The following is a 15,228-nucleotide window of genomic DNA, read 5'->3' on the forward strand; positions in this document are numbered from 1 at the left end:
GTTTTTCATGGCCGCTAACACACTACCTGCACCGGGCAACTGTTATATGAAGTCCGACGAGGACTGCCACCTAAGCGAAGGGCTCGGGCTCAGCCAGTCCAATCAGCCATGTGCCCGAGCCTGAGATGAATACCAGGCAATATCCACGTTTCTGTGCGCGGCCGTCTGTTTTGCGGCTATAACCCCCACCCCTATCCAGTTCAAGCTAGCCCTGGGGTGGCTAATCAGTGATTCCTTTTGAACATCTGGCCACTCGGCACCCACGGTTGAAGCCGAGTCAAATTGCGCACATAGAGCGGATGGCGTGGATGACCATCCTTTGTTGTTTCCCAGCACTCCAGGAAGACATCCCCCTTCCGAAGCAGCTCGTAGACGGCCTCTGCCCGGCGAGAAGCAACCGGATGGGCGCTCCAGGCTGCGACGATTCGATCGCTTTCCTCAACGGCGGCGAGGATGTACTTATCGTTCAGTGGTCCAATCGGATCGTCGGCGCTGGCAAGAGAGTCAGGGTCCGTGCTGCGAAGTGCGAAGAGGTTCACGACCCGCAGGGCCTCCGCTCCAGCCGCTTTTGCGAGTCCTGTGCACCGGCGAAGGGTGGGGTCGTCATGTGTTGCATCCGCGATCGAGGGATTCAGCATGATGACGGTAAGCATCGACTGGTTGTCCGATTCAACCCAGTGTCGGGTCAACTCGTATCTATAGGGGCCTCCGACAACGGCCGATGACCGGAGAGGCCCTCCCCTGAACGACGGGTACAACTCATTGCTCATATACTCCCCCCATCCACGGCCTACCGTTCTCGTTCCGGTGCTGGAATTATTCACGCGTTCTTATCGCCTAATGGTCCTCTTCAGCTAGAGCCGACCACTCCATCAAAAGTAGCGTCGCGCGCATAGTTCGAGCTTGGACCGCCCGTTCGCACCGATCGCGAGGACGGCTCATTTGGGGTTACCGTTGGCGCCCGCAAGACGATCCTTCACCGGACGGCGAACCAGACATCTTCATGCTCAGCGGACCTTGCCCTTGGTTACGGTGATCGTGATGCGTGAGGTGACCGCGTTGGGGCTGACTCCGTTGGTGGCGGTCACCGTAAACGTTGCCTTGCCGGCCTTGGTCGGGGTTCCGGAAAGGACCCCCGTGCTGGAGTCCAGGCTCAGCCCTGCGGGCAGTGCACCGGAGGACACGTAGAAGGTCGGGGCCGGGTCACCCGTGGCTGTGAACGTGTAGCTGTAGGCGACACGCGTGGTCGCTTTGGTCGGTGGTGTGTCCGCGGTGAACACCGGGGGTGCCGAGTTCACATCGATGACCGACACCGTGTTGGAACCGTAGTTGATGACGTAGGCTGTCGACCCGTCCGGGGTGAACGCAACACCGGTCGGATTCGACCCGGCCGGGATCGTGGAGGTCACCGTGCCCGACACCACAGAAATGACCGACACCGAGTTGGAACCGTCGTTGGTGACGTAGGCTGTCGATCCGTCCGGGGTGAACGCGACACCGAGCGGATGCGACCCGACCGTGATCGTGGAGGTCACCGTGGCCGACGCCACATCGATGACCGACACCGTTCTGAAACCGTTGTTGGTGACGTAGGCTGTCGACCCGTCCGGAGTGAACGCAACACCGACCGGTTCCGACCCGACCGTGATCGTGGAGGTCACCGTGCCCGACGCCACATCGATGACCGACACCGTGTCGGAAGCGGTGTGGGTGACGTAGGCTGTCGACCCGTCCGGGGTGAACGCAACACCGACCTGACCCGACCCGACCGGGATCGTGGAGGTCACCGTGCCCGACGCCACAGTGATGACCGACACCGTGTCGGAACCGGTGTGGGTGACGTAGGCTGTCGACCCGTCCGGGGTGAACGCAACACGGACCGGATTCGACCCGAGCGGGATCGCGGAGGTCACCGTGCCCAACGCCACATCGATGACCGACACCGTGTCGGAACCCCAGTTGGTGACGTAGGCTGTCGACCCGTCCGGGGTGAACGCAACACCGTTCGGACCCGGCCCGACCGGGATCGTGGAGGTCACCGTGCCGGACGCCACATCGATGACCGACACCGTGTCCGAGCCGGTGTTGGTGACGTAGGCTGTCGACCCGTCCGGGGTGAACGCAACACCTGCCGGAAGCGACCCGACCGGGATCGTGGAGGTCACCATGCCTGCAGCGGTTGCGGGGATATTGCCGACCAGCATGAGCGCCGCCAGGATCGTGCTGATGATGGCCGCACCCCGCCGGAACAGGAGAGAATCGGGTCTACCCCGGCGGAACCGGCGTTTGCCGGCGCCCGGTTCTTTGTTGCCGGGGGCGGAACGCCGCCCCTGGTGTCGCCGGGACAACCCTGTTAAGAACCGCATCAGATCCTCCTGCGGAGAGCGAAGTGTGTAGTGTCGCATTCATGCGCCCTTGCGGAAGATGACCTGCCATCAATGACGCACGGTAATTGTCACGGCGCGGCGCCGAGACCAACGGGTGCCGGCAGACACCCCCATAACGGTTGGCCGAAATAACGGCTCAATCCGGAGTTTATAGACCAGGCAAACCTACGGTCACCAGTAGACGGTACCTGTCTTTTGGGCTGGCACTACCTGTTTCCTTGGGTCCGAGAGAGCCGGCGGTTGCCCATCTATTGGCGCTTTAGTCGCTCACGATTCACCGGGCCATCATGTATCGAGTTGCAGACCAAAATTGACACCCGCTGCTCAATTCCAGCTACCGATCAACGTGAACTCTCAGCCGCCAGCACCATGCCGTTCGGCGCGTCCAAACTAATGCAGCTGCTTCGAACAGCCCGGTCCAGATATTGAGCACACCTAAGCCGGGAGTGCCTTCCGCCCGGAAGGCACTCCCACATGCATCTCGAAGCCCATCACAGCCCATCCCCGAGCTTCATATCTTTAGCTACTCCTCAAGCCCGCTGTGCGACCTAGTGACGACTGCTCACGTTATTGCGAATGATTCTTGATAAGATCAGGGCATCCCCAGTTCTGAGTCTAAGGATCCATCATGTTCCCTGCCCCTCCCACTCGGGAGCGATAGATGAGGCCGACGGCGGCGCGGAAGTCGCGCCTGAAAGTTACCGGCCGACGCCCTGGGAGTTGAACCCGCTCCGCAGCTGCTGCTTGCCAGCCAACTCATCTTCAACATCGGCTTCTTCGCTGTAGTCCCGTTCCTCGCAGTAGCCATGCGGAACGACTTCGGCATGGGCGCGATAGCAATCGGGATCGTCCTTGGCGCGCGCACGTTTGCCCAGCAGGGCCTGTTCCTATTCGGCGGGGCGCTTGCAGACCGATGGGGAGCACGGCAGTCGATGATCACGGGTTGCCTGGTACGGATCGCCGGCTTCCTCCTTCTGGCCTGGGCCGCGGACTTCCCGCTCTTCCTACTCGGCGCCGTCGTCACAGGCATTGGTGGTGCACTGTTTTCACCTGCACTGCAAAGCCTCGTTGGCTCTGCCGCCCAGCGCCACACCGCCCAAGACGACGCCACTCACAGCGGTGCCGAACGGAAAAACCAAGGATCAACGCTCTTTGCCTTGCTGGTGGTCTGTGGCGAAATAGGTGCCGTTGTTGGTCCGCTGCTAGGATCCCTGCTACTCAATACGGGCTTTGACACTTCCCTGCTGGCAGGGTCCGCCGTCTTTGCCGTCATGGCGCTAGTCTTCTGGCTCTTCCTGCCAAAGCCCCTGCCCCAAGCCCCCAAGACTTCAGCCGAACCGCCCGACCATTCGCCGTCGTCGGGCCTTTGGTCCTGCCTTAGGGAGAAAAAGTTCATCGCGTTCGCAGCCTTTTATAGCTTCAATCTCCTGGCGGCCAACCAACTGTATTTCGGCCTCCCGGTGGAACTGGAACGCAGCGGCGCAGGAGTCCATTCCCTGGCAATCATCTTTGCCTACGCGTCTGTCCTTACCATCACCCTCCAGTGGCCGATAGCCCGGCTCATGCGAAAAGCCGGACCGAAAATAGCGCTGCCCCTCGGCTTTTCATTGCAGGCCCTCGGCTTCGCTTCCCTCGCGGCAATGGCCGTCTTCCCTCCGCCACGCGGGCTCCAAATACTGCCGGCCATCTTGCTAGTAACAGGTCTTGCCCTCGGGAACATGTGCGTGATGCCCATGGCGATGGGGCTGGTACTGGAGTTTTCCGCCGGGCGTCCCACCGGTGCATATTACGGATTGCTGGCCAGCGCCGGAGGGCTCGCCGTCGTCATCGGGAACACAGCTCTTGCCCCGCTCTACGAACTCGCCACCGCGCCGGCAATTACTGCATTCGCTCCCTGGCTCCTCATGTCCTTGTTAGGCGCGACAACGGCAGCATTCATTGGCCGTTTCCTCCCCAAATCTCCAGCCCGGGTGGCGGGCCGACAAAAAATGCAAACAGCCTAAGTGCAACGGAGGCAGGAAATGGCCCTGAATCCCGGCGAGGCAGATGCGACCGGGCCGGCTGACCCCGCGAGGAAAGCCAACGGCAATCTGCTACGAATGGGTGACGCTCAAGACGTTCCGCTGGACACCCGTGCTGCGCTGAAATAGCCCCCGGCCACCTGCCCGAGACTAAAGCCGCAGGTCAGAGTCTTACCGGAGCCCCCTGCCGGATTCGAACCGGCGACCCCCTGTTTACAAGACAGGTGCTCTGGCCAACTGAGCTAAGGAGGCATGTGCCCGCGGCGAGTTTTCGCCTAAAGGAACGCTAATAAGGGTAGCCCAGGACGGTACCGTCACGGAAATTGCCGTACAGACAGTAGTGGCCCGGTTCCGAAGGATTTCCCGGAACCAGGCCGCTATGGTGCACGACGCCGGCTGCTACTTCTTGGCGTCGATCACGGACTGCAGGTACTCAGGGAAGTCGATGTTGGCGCTGTCGCCCTTGCCCCACTGCTTGCCGTCGACGAGAACGGTCGGCGTTCCGCTGACGCCGATAGCGGAAGCTTCCTGCGTTGCCACCTTCACATACGGACGGAACTTCTTCTCGTCGATGCAGGAGTCGATATTGGCGCCGACCTCCGTGCCCATCTTCTTGAGGTCGTTGTCGGAAATGCCGGGCCCGCCTTCGGCAGGCTGGCGTTCGAACAGGAGGTCAATGAAAGCCTTGTACTTGTCCGGGGACGAGTCCACTACACAAGCGGCGGCGTTAGCGGCACGGGAAGAGTAGTTGGTGGTGGAGCGGGTATCCAGGAATCCAAGGGCACGGTACTCCACGGTGATCTTGCCTTCATTGCGCAGCTTCGTAAGGGTCTCACCGTAGGTATCTTCGAACCTCTTGCAGACCGGGCAGATGAAGTCGATGTAGGCCACAACCTTGACTGGCTTGCCGGCCTCGGCTTCGGCCCCCGGTGCCGTGATTTCTGCAGGCGCCGAGGCTGCGGGGCTCGGAACATCAGCCACGTTGACGGTTGTTGGCTCAGATTTCGCGACCTCTGTATTTGCCAGGAGAGTGACACCGCCATGCACGTTGCCGTTTGCCGGCGTCGGACCCTGGTCAGCAACAGGCGCGCTGTCCCGAATGCTGGAGGTAACGACAAGCGCCACGATTGCCAGGATGGCAACAACGGCCACCACGATGCCCCAGCCGATCAACAGCTTGTTTCGCTTGTCTTTCTTGAGCTGGGCTTCACGGATTTCGCGGGCCTTTTCGCGGGCCTGGGCTGTGCGCTCGGCCTTGGACAGGCGCTGTTCGTTTGCGGGGCTCATCAATTCCTCGTGTCGATCGACGTCGTGCATTGCGGTCAGGGGCAACAGGCCCAGTTTAGGGGAGAAAACTGGGAGCTTGGCCCTTCAACCAACGTTCTTCCACCCAACGAGCGAATGGCTCGCAAGATTCCAGCCGGATAGGGTGGGAGATGAGTCACAGCAAACCCAGGGAGCAGTAATGCAGTTACCGGCAAGCGAACAACTCAAGACCGAGTCGGGAGATGAGCCTGTCCGGAAGCACCATTCCACAACGGCGGAATACGACTTCATGGTGGTGTCCAACCGCCTCCCCGTAGACCGCTGCAGCACGTCGGAACGCAACGGCGGCAACAGCGAGGGCTGGCGGCGATCTCCCGGCGGACTAGTGACCGCACTGGCGCCGATGATGACAAAAACCGACGGCGCCTGGGTGGGCTGGCATGGCGCGCCGGACGAGACCGTTCGCCCGTTCAGCCACGACGGCATGGACCTTGTTCCGGTCCAGCTCAGCACCGATGACGTTGAGCTGTATTACGAAGGTTTCTCAAATGCGACTCTCTGGCCGCTCTACCACGACGTAATTGCCCCGCCGGAGTTCCATCGCACCTGGTGGGATTCCTACCGCAACGTCAATCGAAAATTCGCCGACGCCGTGGTGCGCTACGCCGCAGAAGGCGCCACGATCTGGGTCCAGGACTACCAGCTGCAACTGGTCCCCCGCATGTTGCGCGAGGCCCGGCCGGACCTGAAGGTCGGCTTCTTCAACCACATCCCGTTTCCGCCCCCTGAAATCTTTGCCCAGCTGCCCTGGCGCCAGGCAATCATTGAAGGCCTCCTTGGTTCAGACCTTGTGGGATTCCAGCGCCCTAGCGATGCGGCCAACTTCATGCGCTCCGCCCGGCGCTTCGCCGGGGCCACCGTAAAGCAGCAGCAGATCCATGTGAAGGGCCAGGACGGCCACGTCATCCATGTCGCCCGGGCGCGCGCCTTCCCCATTTCGATCGACGTGGCCCAGATTAGCGATCTTGCCTCCAAGCCGGAGATCATCGAGCGGGCCCGCCAGATCCGCCAGGACCTGGGCAATCCGAAGACCATCCTGCTCGGCGTAGACCGCCTCGACTACACCAAGGGCATCGGGCACCGCCTGAAGGCCTATGAAGAACTCCTCCATGACAGCAGCCTCAAGGTCGAAGACGCCACCCTCATCCAGGTAGCGAGCCCCAGCAGGGAGCGAGTGGAGCAATACCGGCTCCTGCGCGAGGAGGTCGAGGGAACCGTGGGCCATATCAACGGGACCTACGACACCATCCAGAACACCGCCGTGAGATACCTGCATCACAGCTACCCTGTTGAGGAGATGGTGGCCCTGTACCTCGCGGCCGACGTCATGCTTGTCACGGCCCTTCGGGATGGCATGAACCTCGTCGCCAAGGAATACGTCACCGCGCGGACGGATGGCAGTGGCGCACTCGTCCTCAGTGAGTTTGCTGGCGCAGCGGATCAGTTGAAGCAGGCCCTCTTGGTGAATCCGCATGATATTGACGGACTCAAGAGTGCGATCATGAGGGCAGTTAATCTTCCGCCCAAGGAAGCGTCCCGGCGCATGAAGGCCATGCGGAAGCAAATCCTGGACCACGACGTCGATCACTGGTCGGCCGAGTTCCTCGCAGCCCTCGGCGAAAAGGTGGTGCGTGATGACTCCTGACGGACATTCCGCACCCACGCCGCTTGCCCTGTCACCCGAACTGCTCGACGCCGTGCGCCGGGTAGCGTCGACGGAGCACCTCCTGGTTGCCATGGATTTCGACGGCACCATTTCGCCCATTGTGGACCACGCCGAGGACGCACGCCCCCTCCCCCGTTCGGCGGCCGCCTTCGCGGCCCTGGCCACCCTCCCGCGGACGACGACGGCACTCATCTCGGGGCGGGCCCTGGCAAGTCTGCGGGCGGTCGCCTCGCCCCCGCCCGAAACGCTGCTCATCGGAAGTCATGGCGCAGAAGCCTGGCTCGGACCGGGCTCCCCGGAACTTCAGCTGGACGCTGATCAATTGCAGCGCCTCGCCGACGTCCGGGCAGTCCTGCAGGAGATCGTCGAGCAGGCTCCGGGGACGCTCCTTGAAGAGAAGCCCGCCGGCGTCGTCCTCCACACCCGCCTTGCCGACGACGACGTGGCCGAGGACGCGGAGGCAGCCGCCCGCGAAACCCTTGAGGGCTTTCCCGGGGTGTTCCTCAAGAACGGCAAGCGCGTACTCGAGACCTCGGTAGTGCACGCCTCCAAGGGCGAAGGCGTCACATTCCTCCGCCAGGCAACGGGCGCAACGGCGCTGGTGTTCGCGGGGGATGACGTTACTGACGAGGACGCCCTCAGCAGGCTCACACCCTCGGATCTGGGCGTCAAAGTGGGGCTGGAGTTCACCCAGGCGAAGTTCCGCGTCGAAGCCCCGGTGCATGTCGCAGAACTGCTGGAAGCGCTGCTTCGCGAAAGAACACGCGCCATCCAATAACGCAAGTCACATGTGATCTCTGTAACATTTGCATCAATAAGGAAGACATCTGACATACTCTTCTTTGTGATGTGGCGCACAAGAACCGTGCGGCGTCACGCGATGTTCCCCGGCCTTTTCCGCTTCTGCGGATCTGCCGGGGAATATAACTGAAGAAAATGAACCATTCACAACGGATCGTCCGGCACGTACCTGCCGGTGAAGGGATTGATAACTGTGGCAACAGTTACTTTTGATAACGCTACGCGTCTGTACCCGGGCACAGATAAGCCCGCCGTCGATAAGCTCAACATCGACATCGCCGATGGCGAATTCCTGGTCCTCGTCGGACCCTCCGGTTGCGGTAAGTCCACCTCCCTGCGCATGCTTGCGGGCCTTGAGGACGTCAACGCCGGCCGGATCCTGATTGGTGACCGCGATGTCACCGATGTTCCGCCGAAGGACCGCGACATCGCAATGGTCTTCCAGAACTACGCTCTCTACCCGCACATGAGTGTTGCGGACAACATGGGCTTCGCGCTGAAGATCGCTGGCGTCTCCAAGGAGGAGCGTGCAGAGCGAGTTCGCGAAGCAGCCAAGCTTCTGGACCTTGAGCAGTACCTCGACCGCAAGCCGAAGGCTCTCTCCGGTGGTCAGCGCCAGCGTGTTGCCATGGGCCGTGCAATCGTCCGTAACCCGCAGGTCTTCCTCATGGACGAGCCGCTGTCCAACCTGGACGCCAAGCTTCGTGTACAGACCCGTACCCAGATTGCGTCCCTGACCCGCCGCCTGGGCGTCACCACCGTTTACGTGACGCACGACCAGGTCGAGGCCATGACCATGGGTGACCGCGTTGCTGTCCTCAAGGACGGTCTGCTGCAGCAGGTCGACACCCCGCGCAACCTCTACGACAAGCCGCAGAACGTCTTCGTCGCAGGCTTCATCGGTTCCCCGGCCATGAACCTGCTGGAACTGCCCGTCGTCGACGGCGGTGTCCAGTTCGGCGGTACGGTCTACCCGGTCCAGCACGATGTCCTCGAAGAGGCACACGGCCGCACGGTTACGCTCGGCAGCCGTCCGGAGGACCTCGAAACCGCTCCCAAGGGCGAAGGCCTCCAGGTTGAGGTCGACGTCGTCGAGGAACTGGGTGCTGACGCCTACGTCTACGGCCACACCATCCTTGATGGCAAGAGCCACGACATCGTGGCACGCGTCGACGGCCGCCGTCCTCCGATGAAGGGTGAATCCATCTGGGTCCGCCCGCAGTCCGGCCACGTGCACCTGTTCGACACCAAGACGGGCCTGCGCCTGGGCGCCTAGTCGAACTAGTTCCCAAGGCACGTCCCGACGGACATGCAGCTGGCCGGGTTGCCGAGACATTCGATCTCGGCAACCCGGCCAGCAGTTCTTTAACTTGCCCCCCTCGCTGCCGCCCCTAAGGAGTCCCTGTGCACCCTGCCGAGCTTGTGATCCCACGGCCATTGGCGGTCACTGTAGTTCCGGAGGAAGTGTTTGAGCTGGGACCGGGGGCCACCATCATCGCTCATCCCGAAGCGCACGGGCCGGCCGGACTTCTCGCCTTGCTGCTGCGAAGGCCGACCGGTTTCCCTTTGCCCATCGCCTTCGAGGAGCAGCACGAGGACCAGCAGCAGGGGAACGTCACCCTCGAGCTCAAGGAGTCAACCGGCAGCGGCCCCGAACATTACACCCTTGCTGTTAGACGGCAGGGCGTCCTCATTTCAGCCCCAACGCCCGCAGGCCTTTACAACGGCATTCAGACGCTGAGGCAATTGTTTCCCGCCGACATCGAATCGGTGCCAGCCACGCCACGATCGCAAGTAGCGCAGTCCAATGGGACCCACCCGGCGCAGGGCAGCCACTGGAAGATCCCGGGGGTCGATATCGTGGACGGCCCGAGGTTCCAGTACCGGGGCATCATGCTGGATGTGGCGCGGTCCTTCTTTCCGGTTGAGGACGTGAAGTGGCAGATCGACACCATGAGCCAGTTCAAGCTGAACGCCTTGCACCTGCACTTGACCGACGACCAGGCCTGGCGTATTGAGCTGGACAATCCCACCCCCAACCCGTCCGGAATCGACTATCGAAACCTTAGCCGGGTAGGCGGAGCAGGCGCCGTCGACCATCCTGAAGCCGGACTCCCGCCCGGCCTGCCCGGCTTCTATACAAAGGCCGATCTCCGGGAACTGTCAGATTATGCAGCGGCCAGGAACGTGCTTCTCGTGCCGGAGATTGACGTCCCGGGGCATGTCAACGCGGCCCTTGCCGCCGTTCCGCAGCTCAACACAGACGGCGCAGCCAAGGCAACGAACAGCACCGGCGCAGTGGGCTACTCCACCCTTGAGGCCCACAACCCTGCCACCTACGAGTTCGTGCGCGAGGTCCTTGCCCAGCTGGCCGAGATCACGCCCGGCCCGTATCTGCACATTGGCGGCGACGAAGCCGAGGTCACCCTACACAGCGACTACCTCAAGATGGTTGCCGAGTTCAGCCGAATGGTGGCCGGACTGGGGAAGACGGTGATCGGCTGGAACGAATACGCCGACGCCGAGCTTCCGAACGGTGCGGTAATCCAGTACTGGCATGGCAGCCTCGGCGCGGTGCGCCGGCAGGCCCAGTCCGGGGCGCAAGTCATCATGTCGCCCGCCGCCCACACCTACCTTGACCAGAAATATGATTCCGCAAGCCCGATTGGACTTGAATGGGTGGAAGGCGGCCCCTTCACCTGGGCCGAATACTACGGCTGGGACCCAGCTGCCTTCGGCATCATGGAGGAGCACATCCTGGGCGTCGAGGCCCTCCTGTGGACCGAAACCGTTCGCGGGAACGACCAGGCGGCCTGGCTGATGTATCCGCGCGCTATTTCCGTCGCGGAGGTCGGCTGGACGGCGCAGGCCGCGAGGCACGTAGAAGACTTCCGACGCCGGCTTGGTGCCTTCGCCGGACGCCTCACCCGCCAGGGCGTCACGTTCCAGCCGGCGCCCGACGTCGAATGGGCCGTCCCGCTGCCGCCCGGCTACCCGAAACTGTTTAGGCGAGCTGACCCCGCGTACGGAAGAATTGAGCCATGACCGAACAATCCGCAGCCCAGTGGCATGACGAACCCACCGACTACGAGCAGATTGGCAAGCTGCCGCGTACGGAAGCGGCCAGCGCCAAGGATTCAGCCCCTCCTGCCAGCGTCATAGGGTCCCTCAACATCACCGCGGCGGCAACCGACCCTGAGTTGCTGGACCTTCCCTGGCATATTGCGCTGGAGGATTGGCCCGCGGAAAACCTTGCGGCGCTCCCCCGAGGTATCTCCCGCCACATTGTTCGGTTTGCGCACCTTGGCGGTTCGGTCATCGCCATCAAGGAAACCTCGGAACATGTTGCTCGGCACGAGTACCACATGCTGCGTAAGCTTGCGCGGCTGGACGTGCCGTGCGTCGAGCCGGTGGCCGTCATCACTGGCCGGACAACCCCCGACGGCAAGCCGCTCAACCCAGTGCTCGTGACGCGCCACCTGAAGTTCTCCATGCCGTACCGTGCCCTGTTCTCACAGATGCTGCGCAGGGACACCCTGACGCGCCTGATCGACGCCCAGGCGCTCCTGCTGGTTCGGCTGCACCTTATCGGGTTCTACTGGGGCGATGTTTCCCTGTCCAACACGCTGTTCAGGCGCGACGCAGGAGCCTTTGCCGCCTACCTGGTGGACGCTGAAACGGGCGAACTCTATCCGGACCTCTCCACCGGCCAGCGCGAGTACGATCTCGAAATCGCGAGGGTCAACATTGCCGGCGAGCTCATGGACCTCTTGGACGGTGGCCTCATCGAGGACAAGGTTGATCCGGTGGCTACCAGTGAGCTCATCATGGACAGCTACCGTCGCCTGTGGGCGGAGCTGACAGAGAAGGAATCCTTCGAACTCGGTGAACGGTGGCGGGTCAATGCCCGCATCCGGCGGCTCAATGAACTCGGCTTCGACGTTGAAGAATATGCCATTAAGACCACGGCGGACGGTTCCACCATCCAGCTTCAGCCCAAGGTCGTCGACGCCGGGCACCACCAGCGGCGCCTGCTCCGCCTCACCGGCATCGATGCCCAGGAAAATCAGGCCCGCCGGCTCCTGAACGACATGGACTCCTTCCGCGCGGACAACAACCCGGACCTGGACGAAGAGATCAGCGCCCACGTGTGGGTCAGCCAAATCTTCGAGCCGATCGTGCGGGCCATTCCTCGCGACCTTGCCGGAAAGCTGGAGCCTGCCGAAGTGGTCCATGAAGTACTGGAACACCGCTGGTACATGACAGAGAAGCAGGACCGCCATATCCCCTTGGCAGAAGCGGTCCAATCCTACATCGACTCGGTGTTGCGCCACCGCCGCGACGAGGCCGCCATCATGCTCAACCCTGACACGGCAATGCTGAAGATCCTCGATGCGGAGACCGAGGAGTCACGCTACGACGAAATCGAGGAATACCCGGACTCAGACGACTGAACCTCAGATCGCCTTTCCCGGATTCAGGAGTCCCGCGGGATCGAACAGGTCCTTGATCCTGCGCTGAAGCTCGCGCACCGGCTCGGGCTGCTCCAGGCCGAGCCAGCGCAGCTTGTACTGCCCCACGCCGTGCTCGCCAGTGATCGTGCCGCCCATCTCCAGCGCCAGCGTGACGGAATCGTCCAGGGCGCTGTTGAGCCTGGACAATGCATCGTCGTCGACCATGGCGTCTATGCGCTCCACCCAAAAGGTCGGGTGCAGGTTACCGTCGCCGGCGTGGGCTACGACTTTAAGGCTCACGCTGCGGGCCGTGGCGATCGATTCAAGTCCGGCCACGTAATCCACCAGCCTGGAACGCGGAACCGCGACGTCCTCGCCCACCCGGTATTCGTCGTCGACCTCTGCGCCGCGGCTATGCCGTCGGAGCTCAACGAGCCGTTCGGCCTCTGCGCTGGCCTCTTTCGTGACCACTGCTCCCCCGGCGGCAAGAACCGCCCGAACGACGTCGGCTTCCGCAGCCGCACCAAAACCATCGGTCTGGACCAGCAGCAGTGCACTTCCCCTGGAGCTGAGGTCCGATCCGTGCAGCAGGTCCAGCTGGGCGAGCGTCCCGCCGTCGAGCATTTCCATAATGGCCGGCTGCACCCTTGCACGTCCGACCGCCAGCACGCCGGCTGCCGCCCCGCGGAAGTCCGGATAGAAAGCCGCCACTGTATGGACTTCGGGCGGAAGGTATTTGAGCCGTACGGTCACGCCCACCACAATCCCGAGGGTGCCCTCCGAGCCCACGAAGAGTGCCGTCAGGTCGTAGCCCGCCACTCCCTTGAACGTCTTGTGGCCTGTATGGATCAGTGATCCGTCCGCCAGAACTACATCCAGCGCCAGAATGGAATCCCGAGTAACGCCGTACTTGGCGCAGCGCAGCCCGCCAGCGTTGGTTGCCACGTTGCCGCCAATAGTGGAGGTCTTGAAACTGGCTGGATCCGGCGCATACATCAGCCCGTGTTCGGCGGCTGCCGCGTTCAACTCGGCGTTGATCACGCCGGGTTCGACGACGGCGGTTTCGTCGTCGGGGTTGAGCTCCAGGATGCGGTTCATGCGTTCAAGGCTCAGCACCAGCGAACCCTCTGTAGCGTGTGCTCCGCCGGAGACGCCAGTGCCTGCGCCGCGCGCTACGATCGGAACACCATGGGCAGCGCAGCTGCGAACAACGTGCTGGACGTCCTCAACCGTTTCCGCCCACACCACGGCTAGTGGCAGGTGGAAATCGAGGATGGGTGCCTGGTCAACCGCGTAAGCGGACCTGACGGAGTCATCCATTGATATCTGCCGAGGAGTCAGCCCGGACTGGAGCGTAGCCAGGAACTGGCTGTTTGCAGCACCTGTGGCGATCGGCCGGGTTTCAGTCATCGAGATTCCTTTGGGGCTTCGGGCAATTTGCATTCCATCAGGAGTTCCCTCTTGGACTTGTGCTGAGGATAGCTTCTGCTGGCACCGTTGAGGCTGAACCCGTGCCGTTGATAGAAGCGTTTTGCCCGATCGTTTTCCTCGTGCACTCCGAGCTCCAGGACTTCAGCGCCGAGCTCGACGGCCGCCTCCTTGGCGGCGTCGATCAGGTTGTCAGCCAGGCCCAGGCCTCTGCGTTCAGGAGCCACATAGACGCTGCTGAGCACGGCCTGTAGCGGGGTTCCAGGCGCATGCGGGTGCCTCAAAACGACCCGCATAAGGCCGCAGAACCTGCTGCCTTCCGTTCCGTCATCCGCTACCAGCGTGATGCTGTCCGGGCCGGACATGGTCCCTGCCCGTGCCTGCCATTGCGTCTCGGTCTGGCGGCGGGCGGACGCGAGGCTCTCGATATAGGCCATGGGAGTATCGGCAATCATCTCCAGCCTGACGTCCCTGAGAAGCGCCCAGTCCTGAGGGACAAGGCGGCGAATCCTAGGCACGGCTACCGCCCATGAACCTCACATAGCAATCCAGGATGCCGGGCCAGTCGGCTTCATAATCAGCGCGCAACTGGGCGGGGTTCTCAGCCCCCTCCCACCCTTGATGCACCAACCGGACCTCCGTCCCTTCATCGACCGCCCTGAAGGCAACTCGGATTTCAGTGGACCAGAGTGCGGTGCTTCCCGGGTACCAGTCCGCGTGAAAGGACAGCGGCGGCTCCCAGTCATCAATAGTTCCCCAGACGGAGGTTCGGCCATCGTCGGCCGTTTCCAGGATCAAGTTCTCTTCGAATTCAACATGGGAACCGGCACCGTAGACGCTGTGCTGATCCATCGGCCACCACAGGTGGGGATGGTCCGTGAAGCCCATGAAGGCGTGGGAAACCGGCGCCGGCACCACCACCGTGTACACCACGGGCTCAAGGTCAGCCAGGGCGGCCTTTCCATGCTGCGGGTCCGCCTCGGGGTGACTAAAAAGGTTGTCCATATCGAACTACCTTACCGGCGCTTTCGAAGTGGATTCGCTGGGTGGGACGCCCGTTAAACAGCAAGCCCGTTAAACAGCAAGGCCCCCGACGTTCCTCGTCGGGGGCCTGCTCTAATGTATGTCCGGCGGTGTCCTACTCT

The 15,228-nt window shown here is 62.4% G+C and carries 13 protein-coding genes and 1 tRNA gene; 7 read left to right on the plus strand and 7 right to left on the minus strand.

Annotated elements, in window-relative coordinates; translation table 11 throughout:
- Window positions 1-224: 224 nt before the first annotated feature.
- A complete protein-coding gene (locus J7E82_RS13425; RefSeq protein WP_214863472.1) occupies window positions 225-689 on the minus strand; it encodes a DUF1643 domain-containing protein in 465 nt (154 codons plus the stop codon).
- Between the two features lie 318 nt (window positions 690-1,007).
- On the minus strand, window positions 1,008-2,366 hold the full coding sequence (locus tag J7E82_RS13430; RefSeq protein ID WP_251041866.1) for a beta-propeller fold lactonase family protein: 1,359 nt from the start codon (window positions 2,364-2,366) through the stop codon (window positions 1,008-1,010).
- Between the two features lie 761 nt (window positions 2,367-3,127).
- Here J7E82_RS13430 and J7E82_RS13435 point away from each other — a divergent pair.
- Both J7E82_RS13435 and J7E82_RS21045 read left to right on the plus strand, forming a co-directional pair.
- Complete coding sequence (locus J7E82_RS13435) at window positions 3,128-4,390, plus strand: MFS transporter (protein ID WP_374223617.1); 1,263 nt, start codon at window positions 3,128-3,130, stop codon at window positions 4,388-4,390.
- Window positions 4,391-4,408: 18 nt separating this feature from the next.
- Complete coding sequence (locus J7E82_RS21045; RefSeq protein WP_285289733.1) at window positions 4,409-4,537, plus strand: hypothetical protein; 129 nt, start codon at window positions 4,409-4,411, stop codon at window positions 4,535-4,537.
- Window positions 4,538-4,586: 49 nt separating this feature from the next.
- Here the strand turns inward: J7E82_RS21045 and J7E82_RS13440 are convergent.
- Window positions 4,587-4,660: transfer RNA gene (locus tag J7E82_RS13440), tRNA-Thr, on the minus strand.
- A 147-nt stretch (window positions 4,661-4,807) separates the two neighbouring features.
- Window positions 4,808-5,695, minus strand: coding sequence for a DsbA family protein (locus tag J7E82_RS13445; protein ID WP_214863492.1), 888 nt, complete (start codon window positions 5,693-5,695; stop codon window positions 4,808-4,810).
- A gap of 178 nt (window positions 5,696-5,873) precedes the next feature.
- Here J7E82_RS13445 and J7E82_RS13450 point away from each other — a divergent pair, with 178 nt between their 5' ends.
- From J7E82_RS13450 to J7E82_RS13470, 5 genes are all read left to right on the plus strand, one after another.
- Window positions 5,874-7,379: a trehalose-6-phosphate synthase gene (locus J7E82_RS13450; protein ID WP_214863474.1), complete on the plus strand. Its 1,506-nt coding sequence runs from the start codon at window positions 5,874-5,876 to the stop codon at window positions 7,377-7,379.
- On the plus strand, window positions 7,369-8,178 hold the full coding sequence (gene otsB, locus J7E82_RS13455) for a trehalose-phosphatase (RefSeq protein ID WP_214863476.1): 810 nt from the start codon (window positions 7,369-7,371) through the stop codon (window positions 8,176-8,178). Before J7E82_RS13450 ends, otsB begins: the two co-directional genes overlap by 11 nt.
- A 216-nt stretch (window positions 8,179-8,394) precedes the next feature.
- Window positions 8,395-9,477: an ABC transporter ATP-binding protein gene (locus J7E82_RS13460; RefSeq protein WP_214863478.1), complete on the plus strand. Its 1,083-nt coding sequence runs from the start codon at window positions 8,395-8,397 to the stop codon at window positions 9,475-9,477.
- Window positions 9,478-9,605: 128 nt separating this feature from the next.
- Window positions 9,606-11,246 (plus strand): family 20 glycosylhydrolase, encoded by a 1,641-nt coding sequence (locus tag J7E82_RS13465; RefSeq protein WP_214863480.1) that lies wholly within the window; start codon window positions 9,606-9,608, stop codon window positions 11,244-11,246.
- Window positions 11,243-12,655 carry a DUF4032 domain-containing protein gene (locus J7E82_RS13470; protein ID WP_214863482.1) on the plus strand — a complete coding sequence of 471 codons (1,413 nt, stop codon included), beginning with the start codon at window positions 11,243-11,245 and terminating at the stop codon, window positions 12,653-12,655. The genes J7E82_RS13465 and J7E82_RS13470 overlap by 4 nt, the downstream gene beginning before the upstream one ends.
- A gap of 3 nt (window positions 12,656-12,658) precedes the next feature.
- On the opposite strand, the gene J7E82_RS13475 is transcribed toward J7E82_RS13470, so the two are convergent.
- The 3 genes from J7E82_RS13475 to J7E82_RS13485 all read right to left on the minus strand — a co-directional run bounded on the left by J7E82_RS13475 (window position 12,659) and on the right by J7E82_RS13485 (window position 15,088).
- Window positions 12,659-13,975, minus strand: coding sequence for an FAD-binding oxidoreductase (locus tag J7E82_RS13475; protein ID WP_251041871.1), 1,317 nt, complete (start codon window positions 13,973-13,975; stop codon window positions 12,659-12,661).
- 86 nt (window positions 13,976-14,061) lie between these two features.
- Entirely contained in the window at window positions 14,062-14,601 is a 540-nt protein-coding gene (locus J7E82_RS13480) for a GNAT family N-acetyltransferase (RefSeq protein ID WP_308113817.1), read from the minus strand.
- Complete coding sequence (locus J7E82_RS13485; protein ID WP_214863486.1) at window positions 14,594-15,088, minus strand: hypothetical protein; 495 nt, start codon at window positions 15,086-15,088, stop codon at window positions 14,594-14,596. Before J7E82_RS13485 ends, J7E82_RS13480 begins: the two co-directional genes overlap by 8 nt.
- Window positions 15,089-15,228: the final 140 nt, after the last annotated feature.

The sequence above is a fragment of the Arthrobacter sp. ISL-30 genome (assembly GCF_018613855.1).
GTDB lineage: Bacteria > Actinomycetota > Actinomycetes > Actinomycetales > Micrococcaceae > Arthrobacter.